23 protein-coding genes are annotated in these 17,878 nt (G+C 64.3%); 6 read left to right on the forward strand and 17 right to left on the reverse strand.

The features are described 5' to 3' along the window. Positions 1–377: 377 nt before the first annotated feature. The 3 genes from K359_RS0110495 to K359_RS0110505 all read left to right on the forward strand — a co-directional run bounded on the left by K359_RS0110495 (position 378) and on the right by K359_RS0110505 (position 2,000). Complete coding sequence (locus tag K359_RS0110495) at positions 378–1,034, forward strand: hypothetical protein (protein WP_156928434.1); 657 nt, start codon at positions 378–380, stop codon at positions 1,032–1,034. A gap of 332 nt (positions 1,035–1,366) precedes the next feature. Continuing rightward, entirely contained in the window at positions 1,367–1,675 is a 309-nt protein-coding gene (locus K359_RS0110500; RefSeq protein WP_156928435.1) for a hypothetical protein, read from the forward strand. Beyond that, positions 1,647–2,000 (forward strand): hypothetical protein, encoded by a 354-nt coding sequence (locus tag K359_RS0110505; protein ID WP_156928436.1) that lies wholly within the window; start codon positions 1,647–1,649, stop codon positions 1,998–2,000. The genes K359_RS0110500 and K359_RS0110505 overlap by 29 nt, the downstream gene beginning before the upstream one ends. Here the strand turns inward: K359_RS0110505 and K359_RS0110510 are convergent. From K359_RS0110510 to K359_RS0110520, 3 genes are all read right to left on the reverse strand, one after another. Next, on the reverse strand, positions 1,997–2,362 hold the full coding sequence (locus K359_RS0110510; RefSeq protein WP_035976412.1) for a hypothetical protein: 366 nt from the start codon (positions 2,360–2,362) through the stop codon (positions 1,997–1,999). The genes K359_RS0110505 and K359_RS0110510 overlap by 4 nt on opposite strands. 86 nt (positions 2,363–2,448) lie before the next feature. After that, entirely contained in the window at positions 2,449–3,003 is a 555-nt protein-coding gene (locus tag K359_RS0110515) for a hypothetical protein (RefSeq protein ID WP_029079304.1), read from the reverse strand. Beyond that, entirely contained in the window at positions 3,000–3,179 is a 180-nt protein-coding gene (locus tag K359_RS0110520; RefSeq protein ID WP_156928437.1) for a hypothetical protein, read from the reverse strand. The genes K359_RS0110515 and K359_RS0110520 overlap by 4 nt, the downstream gene beginning before the upstream one ends. 155 nt (positions 3,180–3,334) lie before the next feature. On the opposite strand from K359_RS0110520, the gene K359_RS0110525 reads away from it, so the two are divergent. Next, a complete protein-coding gene (locus K359_RS0110525; RefSeq protein ID WP_029079306.1) occupies positions 3,335–3,697 on the forward strand; it encodes a hypothetical protein in 363 nt (120 codons plus the stop codon). A gap of 19 nt (positions 3,698–3,716) precedes the next feature. Here K359_RS0110525 and K359_RS0110530 read toward each other — a convergent pair whose 3' ends face one another. From K359_RS0110530 to K359_RS0110595, 14 genes are all read right to left on the reverse strand, one after another. Beyond that, positions 3,717–5,930, reverse strand: coding sequence for a hypothetical protein (locus tag K359_RS0110530; protein WP_029079307.1), 2,214 nt, complete (start codon positions 5,928–5,930; stop codon positions 3,717–3,719). A gap of 36 nt (positions 5,931–5,966) precedes the next feature. Continuing rightward, positions 5,967–6,212, reverse strand: a complete 246-nt coding sequence (locus K359_RS0110535) for a hypothetical protein (RefSeq protein ID WP_029079308.1) — start codon at positions 6,210–6,212, stop codon at positions 5,967–5,969. 306 nt (positions 6,213–6,518) lie between these two features. Next, complete coding sequence (locus K359_RS0110540; RefSeq protein ID WP_156928438.1) at positions 6,519–7,757, reverse strand: hypothetical protein; 1,239 nt, start codon at positions 7,755–7,757, stop codon at positions 6,519–6,521. 165 nt (positions 7,758–7,922) lie between these two features. Then, positions 7,923–8,273 (reverse strand): hypothetical protein, encoded by a 351-nt coding sequence (locus K359_RS0110545; protein WP_035976414.1) that lies wholly within the window; start codon positions 8,271–8,273, stop codon positions 7,923–7,925. 2 nt (positions 8,274–8,275) lie between these two features. Further along, positions 8,276–8,647 (reverse strand): hypothetical protein, encoded by a 372-nt coding sequence (locus K359_RS0110550; protein ID WP_029079311.1) that lies wholly within the window; start codon positions 8,645–8,647, stop codon positions 8,276–8,278. Next, positions 8,644–9,090 carry a hypothetical protein gene (locus K359_RS0110555; protein WP_029079312.1) on the reverse strand — a complete coding sequence of 149 codons (447 nt, stop codon included), beginning with the start codon at positions 9,088–9,090 and terminating at the stop codon, positions 8,644–8,646. Before K359_RS0110555 ends, K359_RS0110550 begins: the two co-directional genes overlap by 4 nt. Positions 9,091–9,094: 4 nt before the next feature. Continuing rightward, complete coding sequence (locus K359_RS0110560) at positions 9,095–10,024, reverse strand: hypothetical protein (RefSeq protein WP_029079313.1); 930 nt, start codon at positions 10,022–10,024, stop codon at positions 9,095–9,097. A 180-nt stretch (positions 10,025–10,204) separates the two neighbouring features. Further along, entirely contained in the window at positions 10,205–10,561 is a 357-nt protein-coding gene (locus K359_RS0110570) for a hypothetical protein (RefSeq protein WP_156928439.1), read from the reverse strand. A gap of 95 nt (positions 10,562–10,656) precedes the next feature. After that, entirely contained in the window at positions 10,657–10,875 is a 219-nt protein-coding gene (locus K359_RS0110575) for a hypothetical protein (RefSeq protein ID WP_029079315.1), read from the reverse strand. A gap of 62 nt (positions 10,876–10,937) precedes the next feature. Beyond that, positions 10,938–11,219: a hypothetical protein gene (locus K359_RS0110580; RefSeq protein ID WP_063618920.1), complete on the reverse strand. Its 282-nt coding sequence runs from the start codon at positions 11,217–11,219 to the stop codon at positions 10,938–10,940. A 49-nt stretch (positions 11,220–11,268) separates the two neighbouring features. Further along, positions 11,269–11,400 (reverse strand): hypothetical protein, encoded by a 132-nt coding sequence (locus tag K359_RS65765; protein WP_256375144.1) that lies wholly within the window; start codon positions 11,398–11,400, stop codon positions 11,269–11,271. Beyond that, entirely contained in the window at positions 11,397–12,656 is a 1,260-nt protein-coding gene (locus tag K359_RS0110585; RefSeq protein ID WP_029079317.1) for a tyrosine-type recombinase/integrase, read from the reverse strand. Before K359_RS0110585 ends, K359_RS65765 begins: the two co-directional genes overlap by 4 nt. Before the next feature lie 123 nt (positions 12,657–12,779). Next, positions 12,780–13,364, reverse strand: coding sequence for a tripartite tricarboxylate transporter substrate-binding protein (locus K359_RS51650; protein ID WP_245284571.1), 585 nt, complete (start codon positions 13,362–13,364; stop codon positions 12,780–12,782). A 224-nt stretch (positions 13,365–13,588) separates the two neighbouring features. Further along, on the reverse strand, positions 13,589–14,500 hold the full coding sequence (locus K359_RS0110595) for a LysR family transcriptional regulator (protein ID WP_029079318.1): 912 nt from the start codon (positions 14,498–14,500) through the stop codon (positions 13,589–13,591). A gap of 140 nt (positions 14,501–14,640) precedes the next feature. Here K359_RS0110595 and K359_RS0110600 point away from each other — a divergent pair, with 140 nt between their 5' ends. Together K359_RS0110600 and K359_RS0110605 are read left to right on the forward strand one after the other, a co-directional pair. Further along, positions 14,641–15,789: an HlyD family secretion protein gene (locus K359_RS0110600; protein ID WP_029079319.1), complete on the forward strand. Its 1,149-nt coding sequence runs from the start codon at positions 14,641–14,643 to the stop codon at positions 15,787–15,789. A gap of 471 nt (positions 15,790–16,260) precedes the next feature. Beyond that, the gene (locus tag K359_RS0110605; protein ID WP_029079320.1) at positions 16,261–17,877 is read left to right on the forward strand and encodes an MDR family MFS transporter; all 1,617 of its coding nucleotides are present in this window, start codon (positions 16,261–16,263) and stop codon (positions 17,875–17,877) included. Position 17,878: the final 1 nt, after the last annotated feature.

Genomic DNA, 17,878 nt, shown 5'->3' on the forward strand with positions numbered 1-17,878 from the left:
GCAGGGTCCTCTGGAGGGCGTGAGGAACTGCGGGGACCGCGCGACCGCCTGCCTTAAATATATTACAACTCAGGCACTTCGTGGTGGCGGGCGCTTGCCACGGCGCGGGGATCGGCGGCATGGTTGTATGGCTTGCTATACAACTGGCACCGGCCTTCCGATGTCGCCGAGAAGAAGCCCGGCAGATTGGCGACGGGTCGCAAGCGGAAGGCGGACCATGCAGGCAGATCGGACACATGCGTCCGATTTGGGTCGATGAAATGGCCTCGTCTTACCCGCGCGGGTAAGACGCCGGTTTGTCCAAGTGGACAAACCGGAATAGGGAAAATGCGATGGCAGACGAACCGCAAGCCGGGACCGTGAGCGCGGAGCAGGCGATGCTGCTGCTGCTGCTGGAAGGGCCAGCCGAGCTGAAGCGGCTGCAGCGGAACGGCGCGTTCAAGCCGATGGCACCGGGACGGTACCGGCTGGTCGATCTGGTGCAGGGCTATGTGCGCTACATCCGCAAGCCGGGTGCAAGCGAGCCGGTGTCGGCAGGCGCGCTGGCGGTGCATCTGGGCTGCGTGCGCAGCTACCTCGACAAGCTGATAGCGATGGGCGTGATCACGAAGCTCGCGGACGGTCGCTTCGATCAGGACGCCTGTCGCATGGCCTACCTGAAACATCTGCGGGAAGCCCGCAAGCTATCGCCTCGCGGCGCTGCTGACGTGGCGCTGCAGCAAGCGAAGGCCGAACTGGTGCAGCTTCGCGTTGCCGAACGCAAGGCCACGCTGATCCCCGGTGTCGAGCATGAGGCCCGCGTCGAAGCCATCGCTGGCGTGGTCCTGTCGGCGCTGTCATCGATGCCCGCGCAGTGCGCGCCGGTTGGCGATCTGCCAACCAGACGCAAGCTGGAACGATGGGTGACCGATGTGCGCGTCGGGATTGCCAAGACGCTGAACGGGATCGCGGATGCAGAGGACGAAGCGGAGGCTCCGAATGGAACGCATCGTGAGGTGCGCGCAGTGCCAGCGCGCGAACGTGTCGGCGTCTGACCATCATTGCGACGATTGCCGCAGGGCGGCGGCTTCGCGGGGCTGGCGCAGGTTTGCGGCAGCGATGATGCGCGGCGTCGAGCCGGAGCGCGAGACGTTGCATTGAGGGCGGTTTTTGAACTCATCTCTTGGAAATTTCCAAGAGAAGGCCGGAAATCGGTTTGTGCTTTCAACGTCGAGGTCGGTGCGGTAGTGCGTCGGATCGCCAAAGCCGATGCTGCTGTCGGAAACCCTCTCCGAAATCTCGGATAGGGTGCAGGAAATAGCGTCGTGCTTTCAAAGTCAGAACGGATGCGCGGGATCGCCAAGCCGATGCTTATGACAGACGACCTATGGGAAATCTCCCAGAGGTGGCCGGAAATTGCTTCGTGTTTTCAAAGTCAGAACGGATGCGCCGGATCGTCAAGCCGACGCTGATGCATGAGGACGACCTTGCCGAGATTTCGGCAAGGTGGCTGCTGGCGGATGACTTCTCCGAGATTTCGGAGAAGTGGCCGCTGTCGGATGACCTCTCCGAGATTTCGGAGAGGTGGCCGGAAATTGCTTCGTGCTTTCAAGGCCAGAAGGCATACGAGGTCGGACGGGGGCTCAAAAACCCGAAAGGAGACCATCATGGATCGACTGCAAAGCCCGGCCTATGAAGTGCTGCGCGCGTCGTCGCGCCGCCTGCTGCTGTTCATCGAGCAGGAGATCGCGCGCCAAGGCGACGGCAGCGCCGTGATCTACGCGGATCAGTTTCGCGTCGTCGGTTCGATCAGGATCATCGTGCCCGGTCTGGACGAATTGAACGCGCTCGGCTTGCTCGACGTGCAGCGCTATCCGAAGCGGGCGGTCTGCAAGCTGAGTGATCGCTGGCGCGGGATCGTCGCGCGGCATGATGCGATGGACATCTCGGAAGCCGCGCGCGCCAAGCGCCCGCTGCCGGTGCTGACGCAGGCGCGACCGGCGGCGGCGGTCAGCGCCTAACGGCGTCGTGTCTTACCCATGATTTGGCTGAACGCCTTGAACGCTTCCTCTCGCTCGGCATCGCTCGGCCTGTAATCAGGATGCAGGGCCTTTGCGATCTTGCTGATTGCATTGAAGCTGACGCCGTCCGCCGCTGCGGTTGCCTCGCTGAGTTGACGCAACATGTCACCAAGCTTGAGGTCGAGCCGCTTGCCCGCCATCGCCGCCCCTTCGAACATTCTGAGACGTTGGCGCAGCCGCTCGTTCTCCCTGAACGCCTTCGCCAGTCGAGGGTCGTCCGATATGCTGCCAGCCGCCAGCGCGGCCTCTCGATCTTCCCGCTGGCGCTCGCGTCGCTTCCGCTGGCGCTCTGCATCGGTCATGGCTTTTTCGCCAAGCGGAGGTCTCGGCATTTGAGGCTCGCTCCTGTTCCGTGACGCCAAATAATGTCACGGAATAGGAGCCTTGGCTACTTGCCCTGCTGCTTGATCGCCCAAAGCCGGTAGGCGTCGGCCTCGTAGGCGTCCGGCTCTGTCGGCGGCGGCACCAGCCGCGCGCCTTCATCGCGAAAGTGCTGCAAGCCGCGCCCCATCGCCCTGCCATTCATCGTGTGCATGTCGAGCGCGTAGTCGGGTATCGTCGGCGCGAAGTTCTCAAGCATTGACCGTAGACCGATGGCCGCCGCGAAGTGGCAGCCCGCGCGTGACTTCGGCGACCGGCACATGATCCTGATGCAGTTGCCGACCATCAGGCGGGCTTCACCGATGGACTTGCTGTAGCGGTCCCGTGATGCCGCGAGCGATGCGGCGACGAACGGGAAGACGTGCGGGGCTGCCAGCGTGTCGAGGTCTTCGTGGCAAATGACTTCGAGGCGGTTGCAGACCATCGAGTGAAACGCTTTCGAGGTGTGGATCAGCTCGCAAGCGAACTCCATCGCTTCGCGCTCAAGGCCGCGACGGATGCCCTTCTGCATCGCTGAGACGCAGGCCATTGCGGGAAGGCCGTTCTTGGTGTCGGGGATCATCGGCTCGCTCCGTTAAAGGCGGCGGAAACCGCCGGGTTTAGCGAGACGGCGACGACGATGGTCTCGCCCGTGACCTTGGCCGCGACGATGGCCCGCGCCTGATCGAGCGAATAGGCGTGGACGGTGAACAGCGGCTTGCCGTTCTGGATGACGGTGAAGGGCTTGGTGGTTCGCATTGGCGGCTTGCTCCGGTTGAAGCCCGGACGACGCCCGAGCTTCAACTTTCAGCCACCGTTGGCGCGTGCAGTCTAACCAAGATTTCGGCTGGAATTCATTGTCCCCGCCAATGTTGCGGGCCTGATCGCGTCGGCGGTGTGATACCCTGCGCCGCATGACCGATGCCGAGCAGTCCGCCATGATCGAGGTCGAGCGCAACGCGCTTGGCGCAATGCTGGTGCTGTTCGCGTCCGCGCGCGAGATCGAGGCGGTAGCGGCCAGCGATGCGCGGCTGATGGCGGCGGCGGATGCCATCACCCGCATTGCCGAGACGCTGGATCAGGTCAGCGACCAAGTGCTGCGGAAGCTGTCTTCCGTGAACATCACCAGCGAAGGCGGGCTGTCGGCGCTGATCGCGGCGCGGCTGTCACAGGTCGGCTTCGCGCTGCCGCTGTACGGCGATGCATCGGAATTCTTCGCGCCCATCGAGGCGACGGTGGACAAGGTGCTGAAGGGCGCGCGCCTGCACATGCACTGACGGCGGCGGCTCGCCGCGTTCATTCGAAGGCCGCGTGACCTTCGGCGATGCGGCCAGCCGGGACGTTGGTCGGCTGCATCTGCCTGTAGTTCTCGACGGTCGATTTCTGCCAAAGGTCGCCGTCCGTCTTCGTCCGTGCCGTCGCCGCCGTGCCGTTCGACGTGATCGCGACATTGACGCTGCCTTCGGCCCTCATGCCGCCGGTCGCTGAGGTATCCACGGCACTGTCGATGCGGCTGAACGGGCGCGCGCCACCGCCCCAGACATCGCCGCCGGGGCGCGCTGCTGCCGCCGCGTTGACCTGCCGCTGCTGCTGCAAGCGCCACTCCCGCGAATACTCCACGCCCCGGTGGCCGCCCCAGTCGTTGAAGCGCTCACGGTTGACGTTCACGCCGACGCCGCCCTTGATGTAGTTCGGGTCGCCCGCGCTGCCCTGATCGGTGTGGCCACGGATGATATTGCTGCCGCGCAGCGCTTCATCGATCTGCCGGGAGCGTTCGCCAAACGTCTTGGCCGTCATGTTGCGCATCGTCGGCTCGATCTGGCCACGGCGCGCGGGACCGTAGAAACTCTTCGGCCCGCCCGAGATGATGCTTCGCAGCGAACGCCCGGTCATCGCGGCGCGGTTCATGGCGCTCTCGGCAACCGCCGTTCCCGCGCCGGGATTTTCGGTCTGGATGATCGCAGCAAACCGCTTCCGCAATTCCGGGTCGGCATCCAGCTCGCCCTTGATGCGCGCGCGCTGCGACTGCAGGAACGCATTGCCGGTCTTCGAAGTGTCGGCGGTGTCCGCTTGCTGATCGCCAGCAGGGCCTGCAGGGCCATCGCCGCCCTTGCTGATGCCGGTGCCGCGAGCGCCGCCCGGTAGCCTGCCCATGGCACGCGGGACGGCACCACCGCCGCTGCTATCGCTGCCCTGCGCACCACCAGAGCCCGGCGACAGGTTCGCTGTCGGACTTCCCGGCACGCCAGCGCCCTCCGGCACCACGCTGTAGCCGCCGCCGCTGCGGAAGCCCGATGCACCGCCGCCACCGCCCGAGAGCGATGCGTTCATCATGCCGGTGCCAGCCGCGCCGCCCTGAACGTAGGACCGGAATTCGACCAGCGCCGCGAACACGCCGTCCTTCACCGCGTGGCTGAACTCACTGAGGCCATCGCTTGCGCCGAAGCCGCCGACGCTGTCGCCGAACGAGGTTCGCTTGTAGCCGCCCGCGCGCGGGTTACCCGGATTTAGAAACTTTTTGAACGCATCGCCTGCTGGCACGTCCGATGCTGGCGGTCGGTAGCCGGAGCGCGGGCTTTGGCTCGGGTTCGTAGACGGCCCGTCATAGCCCGGCAGGATTTTCCCAAGCAGCGTGCCCTTGCCTGTCGGGCCACGGTTGAATTCCTCAAACCTGTCGAGCCACCCCGAGATGGTTTCGAGGTATTTGATGGCCTCCGTCAGCTTCGGGAAAAGCTGAACACCTCCCTTGATGATGAGGTCGTTCCACTTCGCGCCAAGATCGACCAACGCCTTGTGATATTTCTCCGCAGCCTCGGTCTCTTCCTTGGTGCGCTCGCGCGTCTTGGACAGTGTGGCGTTGTAGTCCTCCAGCGACAGCTTCGCCTTGTCGCCACCCAACTCAAGCATGTCGAACAGGCGCTTCGCCTTGAACTGGCCGTCCGGCTGCGTCAGCAGCGTGTCCTTGAACCTGAAGATTTCCCGCAGCTTTTCTGCCGGATCGCGGATCGCCTGCAGCCGTGCCACCAGCGGACCCGCGCCCATCGCGTACAATTCATCGCGGGTGCCGCCGATGTTGTACTTCAGACCGTCCATCGTTTTCTTGAAGCCCTCGATGCCGGACATCATGCTCTCAGCAGAGACGCCCGCTTTCTCCGCTGTCGTCTGCCACGCGCGAAGATCGCGTTCCGACATCCCAAGTTCGCGGGAGGCGTGCTTCAGCTCGACCGCGCGCTTCGCCGCGTCGCCCATGGTGCGGGTCATCGCGCCGATGGCGATGCCGACGCCAGCCGCGCCCAGTCCCACGCCGCCCAGCGCCGGGATCGCCGATGTCAGCTCGCGGCCCACGGTCTTGACCGTGGCCCCCAGCCGCGCAAATTCCGTGTTGATGGTCTTGATGCCGGGAGCGCCGCGCTGGCCGACAAGGCCGATCTCCCGACCGATGGCGCGAATGTTCGCCAGCGCCTGCTCGCTGACGACTGTGGCTCGCATCCTGAGGACATCATCGACCATGCGTCATCTCCATGTGTGCGCGCGCGATCATAGCAACTATCGGGCGCGAGGGCTTAGATACCACCGCGCGGTCTGCCAGCGGCAGTTGCCCGGCTCGAACGCGCCGCTGGTGTCATCGCGGATCAGCAGATGCCGCCATGACGGTTGCTTGCCGACATCGGCATAGAAAATTCCAAATGATCGCCAGCGCTCGCACACCCGCCCGCGCTTCTGGATCGCCAGCCATGTGTTGAACACGGGCGAGCGCCGCTTGCGCCGGGCACTGGTTTTGCGCGTCCTCATCGTGTGATCCTGCACCCCCTCGAAACGGTCTTTACCGAAGCCGCATCAACCAGTTGACGAGTTGACCTATAACGGCCTGTCCTCGGTCAGCGAGGTGGGCCGAGATGCCATGCGCGACACCTCGGCCCTGACGCGACGGATCGAACGGGCCTGAGGCCCCGCCGCGTTTCCCTGCGCGCTGTCGAGCAGCCGATGCCCACCAGCGCGGTTCGTGATAGAGGTGACGCGGGACGGTCGCCCATCCCGCGCCCGTGCAGTGCCGGGGAGGTAGTTGGCACGCGCCCCACGGCCTGCACGATCCTTGGCTCACCGCTGTCGCCCAGCGCCGCGAATATCGTAAGCATGCTCCGGGCTGGTGCCCGGCAAGGCGTCTGCGCGCGGTGTCGTGACCAGCCGCACCTGCAAGATCGCGAGCGGATTGCAGTCGCTGCGAAATTCGACCGGCAGGCGTTGCTCCATGGCTGACCACGTCAGCGCCGCTTCATCGCGCTCGACTGCCAGCAGGTCGCCTTGCACTTCGGCTTCGGCCTTGGCGCGCGCCTCATGTGTCAAGGCCGCCTTATCATCGGCTTCGGTGGAAATCTCGCGGTCGAGCGCGGCGATCAGCGCGTCTTTGTGCAGCCATACGGCAAGCGCGAAAGCGTCGGGCACTTCAGCGAATGCGAGTGCGCGCTGCTCTAAACCGACCGTCTCCGACCTGATGCTCATCGTTGGCCAGATCAAATCGCCATCGGTCTCGATTAGCAGGGAGACTTCCGGCGCGGATCGCATCGCCAGTGCTTCGACCTGCGCGCGCATCTTCGCCTTCGCGTGGGCACTCGGGAATGGGCTTGACCGGATGCGATGCAGATCGGCCTTCAGCTCCCGAACCCTGCGCCGCCGGTTCTCGATGGCATCGAGCAAGCCGTTCTCGCTCTTCAGCAGTTTCGGCTCCGGCCCATCGTAGTCGAGCAACTGCACGCCGGGCGGCCTGCCGTGCTTCAGCCACGCCTCTGCGTTCGCCAGCGCGGCTGATGCCGCGTGCCATGCCGCCGTCTTCGTCTCGTAGCGCAGCCGGATGCGCTCGAAATTTTCTGTTGCCCGGTCGAGTTTCTTCTGCGCGGCGATAACTTGACGATCATCGAGCATGAGGCCGAAGCCGCTGGGCGGGAGGTCGGTTAGCCTTTTCCTCGCATTCGCATCGGCGACACGCTCCGCGCTCGCGGCTTGAAGGTCGTAGCCTGCCGGTATGACCGTGTGCGCATCGGCGGCATGCTCACGCAGGGCATGGAGCTTTCCTTGGGCAGCGGGCGGCAAAAGTTCGATCACATCGAACGATGGCTGCAGGCTCATGCCAATGGAAAGCGGCGTCGGCGCGATGACCTCCGCTATCGGGCCGGGTGTCAGGCTGCCAGCGTTCGCCTCCATCGAGAACCGTCGCGGTTGGTCGGCCATGTGGTCTGCTCCATCGTCATCGGTGATGATCGGAGACACGATGGCGCGGGCAGTTGGCAAAACAAAGCGGGGTCGAACCGGCAGATCGCCAAGGTGTTGGGTGTCGATCACAAAACAATCAGTAGCGACATTGGGGAAAATTCCCCAGACGGCAAAACAAAAGGCAAGAAAAACAAGGGTGCTGGTGGCAAGGCTGGGGAATTTTCCCCAGTCCTCTCCGGCACCGCCGCCGCCAAGGCCGTCGCTAAGACGGAGCGGAAAGAACAGCGGCAGGCGTCACCCCCGCTCTCGCTCGCTCGCCCGCAGCACCTCGCGCACCAGCCGCTGGCCGGGCAGACGATCACGGGCCTTCAGGATCATCCAAAAAAATTCCCTGATGGTGCCTCGCTGTCGAGCGGGACACAGCGCCTCGGCGCGATCACGCTGCCAAGCGGTCGCTCGATACAGACCGAGCTTGGCGAGCAGATAGTCCGCCGCTGCATTGTCGCTCAACCCAACGCAGTAGTGGTCCGCCGCCGCGATCAAATATCGGTCGCGCTCGTCTCGCGACAGCATCGCAGCGGGCGTCGGATGCCCGCGACCGACCGGGAACGCGCTCGCGAACGTCGATGGCCGATGCGGCTTCATCGTCACCGCCGATCCAGAAACCGGCCATTCGGGATCAGTTGCCGCAACAGGCTCACCGCCTCGCGCTCAATCGCCTCGGGCGGCAGATCGCAGCACTCGACGCACAGCACACTGACGCTGGCGATGTCGGCAGCGCCGGGCGGTAGCGCAAACAAATATGCGCCCGGCTGCACGTCAGCGAAGTTGGCGCGGCATCCGAAGCAGAACGGCCTGCGTTGCGGGATTGCGGCACGCCACGCTGCAACGATCCGCTCCAGTATCGGGTGGGCGCTCAGGTCGGCCTTCGCGTCAACCAAGTGCGTTACCATGTGACCATGCTGCACCTGATGGCGAAATGCCCGCGTGTCACTGCGGCGCTGCGCCCGGTTGCTCACGGCGATGCTCCCTGATGTTCGATGCCGGTCAGCGCAGCGATCCGCTCCAGCACCGGCCTGCCATCGGGCAGCAGCATGTGAACGGCGAACACGGCTTCGAACGACATCAGGCCGGTTTCGATGGCCGTCACCTGCGCCTTGGTCCAATCGCGCAGGATCGAGTTGACCGCGATCATGCCCTGATCGAGCGCGGCCCGCTCCCATTGCGCCTGCGAAAGCTTGCGCGAGCGCGACCACGGGTTTGCTTTCAGATGCAGCGCGGCCCAGCCCTTGGCCGATGCGCGAAGCTGCACTTGCCGTCCGCGATGCGTGAACGCCAGCAGCACCGAGTGATCGGCGAAGTCATCCATAAAGCCGATCTGTTCGCAACCGAAGCGGCGCAGCATCATGGTGACATCTTCGCGGGCCTTGGTGCTGGTGGCGCGGCTGTAGGGCGTCGTCATGTCATCACCTCGCTCGCGACCAGTGGCGGTTTTCATCTTCCCAGCATCGGACCCGGAGCCAGTAGCAGAGCAACCTGATCTGCTCCGGCGGTTTGCCTTGGCAGCGCTCGGCGTATTCGGCAGCTCCCGCAATGAGCATGTCGGGATCGATGCCCTCATCGAGAAGCTGATCGAACAGCTTCCTGCTGTCATTCTCGGAAACGTGGTTCGGATAGGCGGCCCAAAGCGCGGCGTAGGCTTGATCGCGTGACCGTCCGGCGTTCGCGCCGTTCGCAGCAGGGCGACCTATAGTTTTTGACGCGATGGAAGGTGGTTGTTGCTCTGGCTCGGGAACAGTGCCGATGAGCGCTTCAGCGCGCTCATTCGGTGCCTCGGTTCCTGTCGCGGTAATGGAGGTGCTGCTGGTAGCACTCTCTCTATCGGCATCGGCAGAGCGCGCGGCAGGGCCGCGCTCTTCCTTAGAGACCTTCTTAGATATCTTCTTAGAGTTCTTTATATGGCGCGACACCAGTGTCGCCTTTTGACGCCTGAAATGTCGCCTTGAGCCGACACCAATGTCGCCTTGTGTGTCGCCTTGGCCGGACTGAATAGGCGACATGGATGTCGTGTTGTCGGCTTCAATAGGCGACATGGATGTCGTGTTGGCCTCGCCGATCCAATAGGTGCTTGCCTTGTCCGGCCCATGCCCCGGCGCGACGTTCAAGCCCAGCGGCTTCAGAACGTCGATCATGCGTTGAACTGATCGGACGGTAACGCCGCCAAGATCGCCCGCCAGCGTCTTTTGGGTGACGAATGCGCTGCGGCGTTTGGTGTCCATGTGTCCGTAGGCGACCCACCAGCAGAGCTTCGATGCCAGCGCCGGAACTTCCCGCGCGTTAGCCCGCCGCGAGAACTGTGCGCGCAGCCGGTTGAAATCATTCGGATCGCCGCTCATGGCGCATCTCCCAGCGCCCGCGCCATCGCGTCGGCTGGATCAATCGGCTGGTTGATGCTGGTGATCGGCATTGATGCAATCCCGAAATCGGGATACACCGTGATCGCTGTTCCACGGCGAGACGATGCACCCCATCAAAATGCGAACGCCAGCCGAGTTGCTTCGGCTGGCGCTGTCGCTTCAGGCGCTGGCGGCTTCGCGCTTGGCGCGGGCTGCTGCTTTCCGCAGTCGCAGTTCTGTGTCGATGGCGGCGAGCGCGGCACCATCGACGGTGTCTGCCGTATGCACGGCCTCCGCTTCATCCTTGAGTTGGCGCGTCGGTCGGTCACGCAGCCACTCGCGACCGTATCGCACTATCGCCCGCTCGACGGCGGCCCATGTGCGGTACTCGCCGATCTTCCGCTTCGGGTCGTATCGTTCGTACAAGGCCAGCACGCTGCCGCGCTTGCGCACCATCAAGGCAAGGTGCAGCGCATAGTTACGGATGTCTCGTTCAGTGCGATGCGTGAGGTCGCGTGGCCTTGTCTTACTCGTCATTGCACATGCTCCTTCGTGTTGACCGGCGCGGAATTGCGCCGGTTGATGCTCTGGCATCGGCTGATCGGCGAAGCACAAAGCAAAGCGCCGTTGCTCTACCCGGCAGCGGCGTTTTCGTTTTCAGTCTGGTTCGCATCGTCGGGCTCGTTGCGGCACTTTCGTTTTCCTGCGCGATAGCCGAGCGAGTATGCATGCCGCACCTGCACCTGTACGAGATTGATCAGGCGCTCATGGTCGCGCGGAGCGGCGCTGGCGCGGTACAGCGCGTCGATGGCTTCGGAAATTCCACGATCACCAGCGAATGATCGGTCCATCGCGTCCTCCGCGCGCTTGGCCTCGGCACGGAATGCGCCGGGGCTGATGTCGTGTTCGCGTGTCAGGTGGCGGCGGCGCTCGCGGCCTTGCTTGCGGTCTCGCGAACCTTGCCCTTGGCTTTGGCCTCACGCTCTGCGCGCCAGCGCGCAGCGGCTTCGCGCGAAATCAACCGGCGCGTTCCAATGGTGAACGTCTCCGGCATATCCTTGATGAATTTGTAGAAGGTCTGCAGGCTGATGTTGTTCTTGCGGCAGAACTCGCTGACGCTGAGGACATCGGCATCGGGATCGGTGGGCTTGGCGATCTTGCGGTGGGTGACTTGGGTTGTGGTGCGGGGTGCCATGTTGTCGCTCCATTATTTGGGCGACCCCTGAATTACCGGCTTTTTTCTTTCACTCAACCCCGCAAAAGCCGTCAACGCGAAGTTTGTTTATTTTCGCCACAATTCGTTCGAGCGCGATCACTGCAACTGGCACGCGGCGCTCAAGCCTTGCTTCGAGCAGCAATTGCAAACGACCGATCACCGAACCATCGGCAGGACGTTGCTGCCAGCGGCAGGCGCTTCGATGTCGAACACCGCCTTGCGCATCTGATCGTCGCCGTGGTCGGAGATGAATTTGCTGTAGGTCTTTTCGATCATCGCAACGCTGGTGTCGAAGCTCGATGCGACCAAGCGAACCGGGATGCCCGCGAGCAGCGCGCGCGTGATCGCGGTGTGTCGCAGGCAATAGATCGTCGCGCCATCCGGCAGGTTGGCGGCCTTCGCCGCAGCGGCGAACGGGCGGCGATGTTCGCCCGAATTCTTCCAGCGCCTGCCGTCGAGCAGCAGCAACGGTTCGCTGGCATCGCGTCCGGCTGCGAGCGCCTTCAGCTTCCGCGCCAGACTGGGCGCGATGGGCACCGGCTTGCGGGTCCGGGTCTTGCGGTTCTTGCCCTTCAAGGAACTGGGCATCATCAGCTTCGGCGCATTGGTCGCGTGGAGGTCGCCGACATCGAGCATGGCGATCTGGCTGGAGCGCGCGCCGGTCGCGGCGTGAACTTCGACGTAAATGCCGAAGGTCTCGGCATCGATGTCATAGGGCGCGGTGACGGCCTCGTCATAGGCGGCGGCGATGACGGCGTGCAGCAAGGGCTCCTTCTTCTCGACCAGCGCCAGATTGCTTTCGGTGTCGTCGTCCTCAGGGATCGCGGCGAGGCCAACGGTCCACGCCTTGGCGTTGGTGATCCTGTCGTCGTGCGCGACGGCGAGGTTCAAGCACGCCTTCAGCGCCTTGCACATCCTGTTGACGCTGCTCGCCTTCATCACCTCGGTGAGGCCGTTGCGCCAGCTCCGCAGTTCGCGAACCGCCAGCATCGAGACCGGCTTGCTCAAAAGCGCCGCCGTCAAATGCTTTCGCGGCTGGCTCGCGTTGACCGGGTTCGCGCCGCGCACGGCGAGGTCGGCGGCGTAGTCCGTCAACGCCTCATCGACCGTTGCCGGTCGTCCGGCGTCGGCGTCCCCGCCGCGCGCCAGCGCCTTCGCCTTGTCGGCGGCCTGCCAGAAGTCGAGGACGGTCGCGCCGTTGGCATCTTCGCGGTCGTCGGCGATGCCGAACGACTTGATCCAGTTGCCGCCCTTGCCGTCAGCGGCGCGGACGTTCCACGCGCCGGGACCGGCGTTCTTGCGGTAGCCCAAGCTGATGCCGGGCGCGACGGCGATCCAGTACGGCTTGCGCTGCTGCGCCAGCTTGGCGCGGGCGGTTCGGGTTTCGAGAGTGGCGGATCGGAGCTTGCGCGGCATGTCTTGGTCCTTCTGTGTCCCGGCTGTGTCCCGGTGATGGGTACTGAGGCTTACTGATGCCTGAGTACGCCAGAGAGAAGAACTGTAAAGGGGCTAAGGGGTTAGCGTGATGTTGGGGAATGCTTAGGAATACCGGGGAACGATCAATTTTCCCTTGTAGGGGACGGTGGTGAGATTGACGGACGCCATGTGCTTGAACAACTCGCCGGCGAGATGCGCCGAGGTGCCGGTGCCATAGGTCCCGTAGGAGAGCTTTTCCGGATCGGCCTTCGCAGCCGCGATCAGGTCGGCAATCGACTTGATCGGCGAAGCCGGATTGACCACGACGACGTTGAACGAGCGCGCCACCAATGCCACGGGCGCAAAGTCCTTGTGCGCGTCATAGGGCAGCTTGCGGTAAAGGCTCGGATTGACGGCGTTGGCGAAGGTCGCCATCAGCAGCGTGTAGCCGTCGGCCGGGCTGGTCGCGACGCTCTGGGTGCCGATGATGGTGCCCGCCCCCGGCTTGTTCTCGATGATGATGGTGACGCCGAGGTCCTTCTGCATCTCCTGCGCCAACGTGCGCGCCACAACATCAGTGCCGCCGCCCGGCGCGAACGGAACCACGATTTTCACGATATGGTCGGGATAGCCGGCGAACGCCGGCACGTGCAGCAGTACAATTGCTGCAAACGCGAACAGAATCGATGTGAGGAGACGAAGCGGCATGGCAGGCCCCGGCGCGAGTGAGGCGACCTTCATACACGGTGGCGCCATGCAAGGGATGCCGGGTGGTCATGACGCGCTATTAGTCCCGTGATCCTGAGGAGCGCGTAGCGCGTCTCGAAGGATGCACGGCCACAGCCGGGCCGTCGATCCTTCGAGACGCGCGCAAGTGCGCGCTCCTCGGGATGACGGAGATAGATTTGCGTGCGCGGTTCTCTCCACGCGGCTCACGAATACGGATTGATCAGCTTCTGCTGCTCGGTGGCGTGATGCACCAGGAGGTCGATGAAAGTGCGGACCTTGGCCGAGAGATGATGGCGGTGCGGATAGACCGCGTTCATGGTCAGCTCGACCGGCCGGTACTCCGGCAACAGCCGCACCAATTCGCCTGACTCCAGCTCGTCGCGCACCAGGAAACCGGCCGCGAGAAAGACGCCGACGCCGGCCAGCGCCGCGAGCTTCAGCGTCTCGCCGCTGTTGGAGATCAGATTGCCGGAGACCCGCACCGCGGCCGGCGTGCCCTTGCGGTCGGTGAAGTGCCAATCATCGCCATAGGGATAGTTGGCGTGGCGCATGCAGTTGCGCGCGGAGAGATCGGCAAGCTGCTCGGGCTTGCCGTGCTGCGCGATATAGCCGTGCGAGCAGCACAGCACATGGCGCCAGGTCGCGATGGTACGAACGATCAGGCTGGAGTCCGGCGGCTGGATCATCTGCACCGCGAGATCGAAATTCTCGTCGATCAGATCGGCAGTGCGCTCGCCGATCGTGAGGTCGACCTTGACCTCGGGATAGGTCGCGAGGAACTCGGCGACCGCGGGCGACAGGAACTGCACCAGATGGGTGTTGGTGAAGATGCGCAGCGTGCCGCGCGGCACCGATTGCTGCGCACTGGCGACTTCATCGGCCTGCTCGATATCGGCGAGGATCTGGACGCAGCGGTCGTAATAGGCCTGGCCGATTTCGGTGAGGCTGACCTTGCGCGTGGTGCGGTTGAGCAGCCGCGCGCCGAGCCGATCCTCCAGCGACTGCACATGGTTGCTCACCATGGTGGTGGACATGTTGAGCTTGCGGCCGGCCGCCGAGAAGCCGCCGGAATCCACGACCCGGACGAAGGCGGTCAGGCTGGTCAGGCGATCCATGCGGCAGGTCCGGATTATCAGCGCCGGCTTGATAATGCTTCCAGTTTTATCGGGATTATCACAGCGGGGAGGATATTGCATCTGAGGGGCCTGGCAGGCGCCCTTTCTGGAAGGACGCAGATTTCGACCAGGAGGACGCCATGTCGACCACCACCTATATCCCTGAAGAATCAGCTAAAATTCGTCTTCTCCCGTCCCGCAAGGCGATCAAGCGGGTGGCGCTCGGCCTCGCCGCGGGACTGGGCATCATCGCCGCCGCCGACTTCGGCTACGACTACCTCACCACCGGCCGCTACCTCGAATCGACCGACGACGCCTATGTGAAGGCGGACTCCACGATCATCGCGCCGAAAGTGCCGGGCTACATCGCCCGCGTGCTGGTCACCGACAACCAGCCGGTGAAGGCCGGCCAGCTGCTGGCCCAGATCGACGATCGCGACTACCGCACGGCGCTCGGCCAGGCCAAGGCCGATGTCGACGCCGCCGACGCCTCGGTGCGCAACCTCGATGCCCAGCTCGAGCTGCAGCAGCCGATCATCGACCAGAGCACCGCCGACGTCGAAGCCGCCGAGGCCAGTCTGAAATTCGCGCAGGAAGAACAGACCCGCTACGACGGGCTGATGAAGTCCGGCTCCGGCACCATTCAACGCGCGCAGCAGACCGACGCGGCGCTGCGCGCCAACACCGCGCAGTTGCAGCACGCCAAGTCGGCGTTGTCGGCGGCGCAGCGCAAGGTCGAGGTGCTGACCACGCAGCGCGCCCAGGCCGTCGCGCAGGCCGACCGCGCCCGCGCGGTCGAGCAGCAGGCTGAGCTGAACCTGTCCTACGCGCGGATCACCGCGCCGGTCGACGGCACGGTCGGCGCCCGCACGCTCCGCGTCGGGCAATATGTGCAGGCCGGCACGCAGCTGATGGCGGTGGTGCCGCTCGATGCGGTCTATGTGGTCGCCAATTTCAAGGAGACGCAGCTGACCAATGTGCGCAACGGCCAGCCGGTCGAGCTCACCGTGGACAGCTTCCACGGCACCACGCTGAAGGGCCATGTCGACAGCCTGTCGCCGGCCAGCGGTCTCGAATTCGCGCTGCTGCCGCCCGATAACGCCACCGGCAATTTCACCAAGATCGTGCAGCGCGTGCCGGTCAAGATCGTGCTCGACGACCGCAGCCTCACCGGCCTGCTGCGGCCGGGCATGTCGGCGATCCCGACCGTCAACACCAAGGCGACCGTGCTGGCCGAGCGCGAAGAGAAGCGGCGGCTGGCATCAGTGACGCGGCCGAGTGGCGGATAGCGCATAACGTCTCCTCGACTGGCTTATCGCGATCGATCACCCACTCGGTGGTCGGTCGCGCTTCCTGTCTGCTTTCTGCTGCGTCTCTTCTCGTCGTGCCGCGATCACCGGCGACAGGGCTCCCTCCCCCCTTGCGGGGGAGGGTTGGGGAGAGGGGTGCCGCTTGCGCTGACGTCGGACGGATTGCGACTGCCGCTAGTAACGCGTCGGCAGAATTGAATCAGTTCGCGTAGCCTCTGGCACCAATGCCCGGGGCACCCCTCTCCCCACCCTACCCCACAAGGGGGGAGGGAGCCTGAGAGGCGTGCTCACCTCACGATTGAAGGAGCTTGCTCATCCGACGCCGCCATCAGGCCCCGCTCGTCACGCACGCGATTATCAACGTCGGCCGGACAATCCTTCCATTCCTTCCTCGATTATCGAAACCGGCTGCCTAATGCATCTTACCTGGGTCAGCCAGGGAAGACTCCGATGACCGCGCTCCAGCCCACCGCCAATACAGCCGACGCTGCTACCCACACCGCCCCCGCCACGCCGGCAACGCCTGCGATCCCCACGAAAACCTGGATCGCGGTGATCGGCGCCACGCTCGGGGCGTTCATGGCGGTGCTCAACATCCAGATCGTCAACGCCTCGCTTGCCGACGTGCAGGGCGCGATCGGCGCCGGGATCGACGATGGCGGCTGGATCTCGACCTCTTATCTGATCGCCGAGATCGTGGTGATCCCGCTCTCCGGCTGGCTCGCGCAGGTGTTTTCGGTGCGCATCTATCTGCTCACCAATGCGGTTCTGTTCCTGGTGTTCTCCGCGGCGTGTGCGCTGGCGCAAGACCTGCCGCAGATGATCGCGCTGCGCGCCATCCAGGGTTTTACCGGCGGCGTACTGATCCCGATGGCGTTCACGCTGATCATCACGCTGCTGCCGAAGGCCAAGCAGCCGATCGGGCTTGCGCTGTTCGCGCTGTCGGCGACGTTCGCGCCCGCGATCGGCCCGACCATCGGCGGCTATCTCACCGAAAATTGGGGCTGGCAGTACATCTTCTATGTCAACCTCGTGCCCGGCGCCGTGATGATCGCGATGCTGTACGTCTCGCTCGATCCGAGCCCGATGAAGCTGTCGCTGATCCGCCAGGGCGACTGGCTCGGCATCATCACCATGGCGATCGGGCTTGCCGCGCTGCAGACCGTGCTGGAAGAAGGCAACAAGGACGACTGGTTCGGCTCGCCCTTCATCGTCCGCCTGTCGGTGATCGCCGCCGTCTCGCTGGTCGCGTTCCTGATCGTCGAATTCACCGTCGAGAAGCCGCTGCTCAACCTGCGCCTACTCGCCCGCCGCAATTTCGGCTTCGGCATGCTGGCCAACTTCCTGCTCGGCATCGCGCTGTACGGCTCGGTGTTCATCCTGCCGCAGTATCTGGCGCGCATCCAGGGCTACAACGCCGAGCAGATCGGCATGGTGCTGGCCTGGACCGGCCTGCCGCAGCTGCTGCTGATCCCGCTGGTGCCGCGGCTGATGCAGCGCTTCGATCCCCGCATCATCATCGGCATCGGTTTTGCGGTCTTCGCCGGCTCCAACTTCATGAACATCTTCATGACCAACGATTACGCCACCGATCAGCTGTTCTGGCCCAACGTGGTCCGCGCCATCGGCCAGGCCCTGGTGATGGCTCCGCTGTCGGCGGTCGCGACCGCGGGCATCGAGATGGAGAACGCCGGTTCCGCCTCCGCCCTGTTCAACATGATGCGGAACCTCGGCGGCGCCGTCGGCATTGCGGTGCTGCAGACGCTCTTGACCAAGCGCGAGCAGTATCACTCCAATGTCCTGATGCAGTCCGTCTCGCTGCTGGAGCAGGCCACCCGCACCCGGATCGAGCAGATGACGCAGTATTTCATGAATCACGGCGTCGCCGATCAGGCCACCGCCGCCCACCGTGCCATCGCCGCGATCGGCGGTGTGGTGCAGAAGCAGGCCTACATCCTCGCCTTCAGCGACACCTTCTATCTGCTCGGCGTGGCGCTGATCATAGCGCTGGCGGCGACGTTGGTCCTGAAGAAGCCCGGCCAGCTCGGCGGCGGCGGCGCGCACTAGA

This window comes from Bradyrhizobium sp. th-b2 (assembly GCF_000426785.1).
Lineage (GTDB): Bacteria > Pseudomonadota > Alphaproteobacteria > Rhizobiales > Xanthobacteraceae > Bradyrhizobium > Bradyrhizobium septentrionale.

Excerpts from the sequence above, each read along its gene's own strand:
- K359_RS0110495 (WP_156928434.1), top strand. The coding sequence starts at position 378 with ATGCTGCTGCTGCTGCTGGAAGGGCCAGCCGAGCTGAAGCGGCTGCAG.
- K359_RS0110500 (WP_156928435.1), top strand. The coding sequence starts at position 1,367 with ATGGGAAATCTCCCAGAGGTGGCCGGAAATTGCTTCGTGTTTTCAAAG.
- K359_RS0110505 (WP_156928436.1), top strand. The coding sequence starts at position 1,647 with ATGGATCGACTGCAAAGCCCGGCCTATGAAGTGCTGCGCGCGTCGTCG.
- K359_RS0110510 (WP_035976412.1), bottom strand. The coding sequence starts at position 2,362 with ATGACCGATGCAGAGCGCCAGCGGAAGCGACGCGAGCGCCAGCGGGAA.
- K359_RS0110515 (WP_029079304.1), bottom strand. The coding sequence starts at position 3,003 with ATGATCCCCGACACCAAGAACGGCCTTCCCGCAATGGCCTGCGTCTCA.
- K359_RS0110520 (WP_156928437.1), bottom strand. The coding sequence starts at position 3,179 with ATGCGAACCACCAAGCCCTTCACCGTCATCCAGAACGGCAAGCCGCTG.
- K359_RS0110525 (WP_029079306.1), top strand. The coding sequence starts at position 3,335 with ATGACCGATGCCGAGCAGTCCGCCATGATCGAGGTCGAGCGCAACGCG.
- K359_RS0110530 (WP_029079307.1), bottom strand. The coding sequence starts at position 5,930 with ATGGTCGATGATGTCCTCAGGATGCGAGCCACAGTCGTCAGCGAGCAG.
- K359_RS0110535 (WP_029079308.1), bottom strand. The coding sequence starts at position 6,212 with ATGAGGACGCGCAAAACCAGTGCCCGGCGCAAGCGGCGCTCGCCCGTG.
- K359_RS0110545 (WP_035976414.1), bottom strand. The coding sequence starts at position 8,273 with ATGAAGCCGCATCGGCCATCGACGTTCGCGAGCGCGTTCCCGGTCGGT.
- K359_RS0110555 (WP_029079312.1), bottom strand. The coding sequence starts at position 9,090 with ATGACGACGCCCTACAGCCGCGCCACCAGCACCAAGGCCCGCGAAGAT.
- K359_RS0110560 (WP_029079313.1), bottom strand. The coding sequence starts at position 10,024 with ATGAGCGGCGATCCGAATGATTTCAACCGGCTGCGCGCACAGTTCTCG.
- K359_RS0110570 (WP_156928439.1), bottom strand. The coding sequence starts at position 10,561 with ATGACGAGTAAGACAAGGCCACGCGACCTCACGCATCGCACTGAACGA.
- K359_RS0110575 (WP_029079315.1), bottom strand. The coding sequence starts at position 10,875 with ATGGACCGATCATTCGCTGGTGATCGTGGAATTTCCGAAGCCATCGAC.
- K359_RS0110580 (WP_063618920.1), bottom strand. The coding sequence starts at position 11,219 with ATGGCACCCCGCACCACAACCCAAGTCACCCACCGCAAGATCGCCAAG.
- K359_RS0110585 (WP_029079317.1), bottom strand. The coding sequence starts at position 12,656 with ATGCCGCGCAAGCTCCGATCCGCCACTCTCGAAACCCGAACCGCCCGC.
- K359_RS51650 (WP_245284571.1), bottom strand. The coding sequence starts at position 13,364 with ATGCCGCTTCGTCTCCTCACATCGATTCTGTTCGCGTTTGCAGCAATT.
- K359_RS0110595 (WP_029079318.1), bottom strand. The coding sequence starts at position 14,500 with ATGGATCGCCTGACCAGCCTGACCGCCTTCGTCCGGGTCGTGGATTCC.
- K359_RS0110600 (WP_029079319.1), top strand. The coding sequence starts at position 14,641 with ATGTCGACCACCACCTATATCCCTGAAGAATCAGCTAAAATTCGTCTT.
- K359_RS0110605 (WP_029079320.1), top strand. The coding sequence starts at position 16,261 with ATGACCGCGCTCCAGCCCACCGCCAATACAGCCGACGCTGCTACCCAC.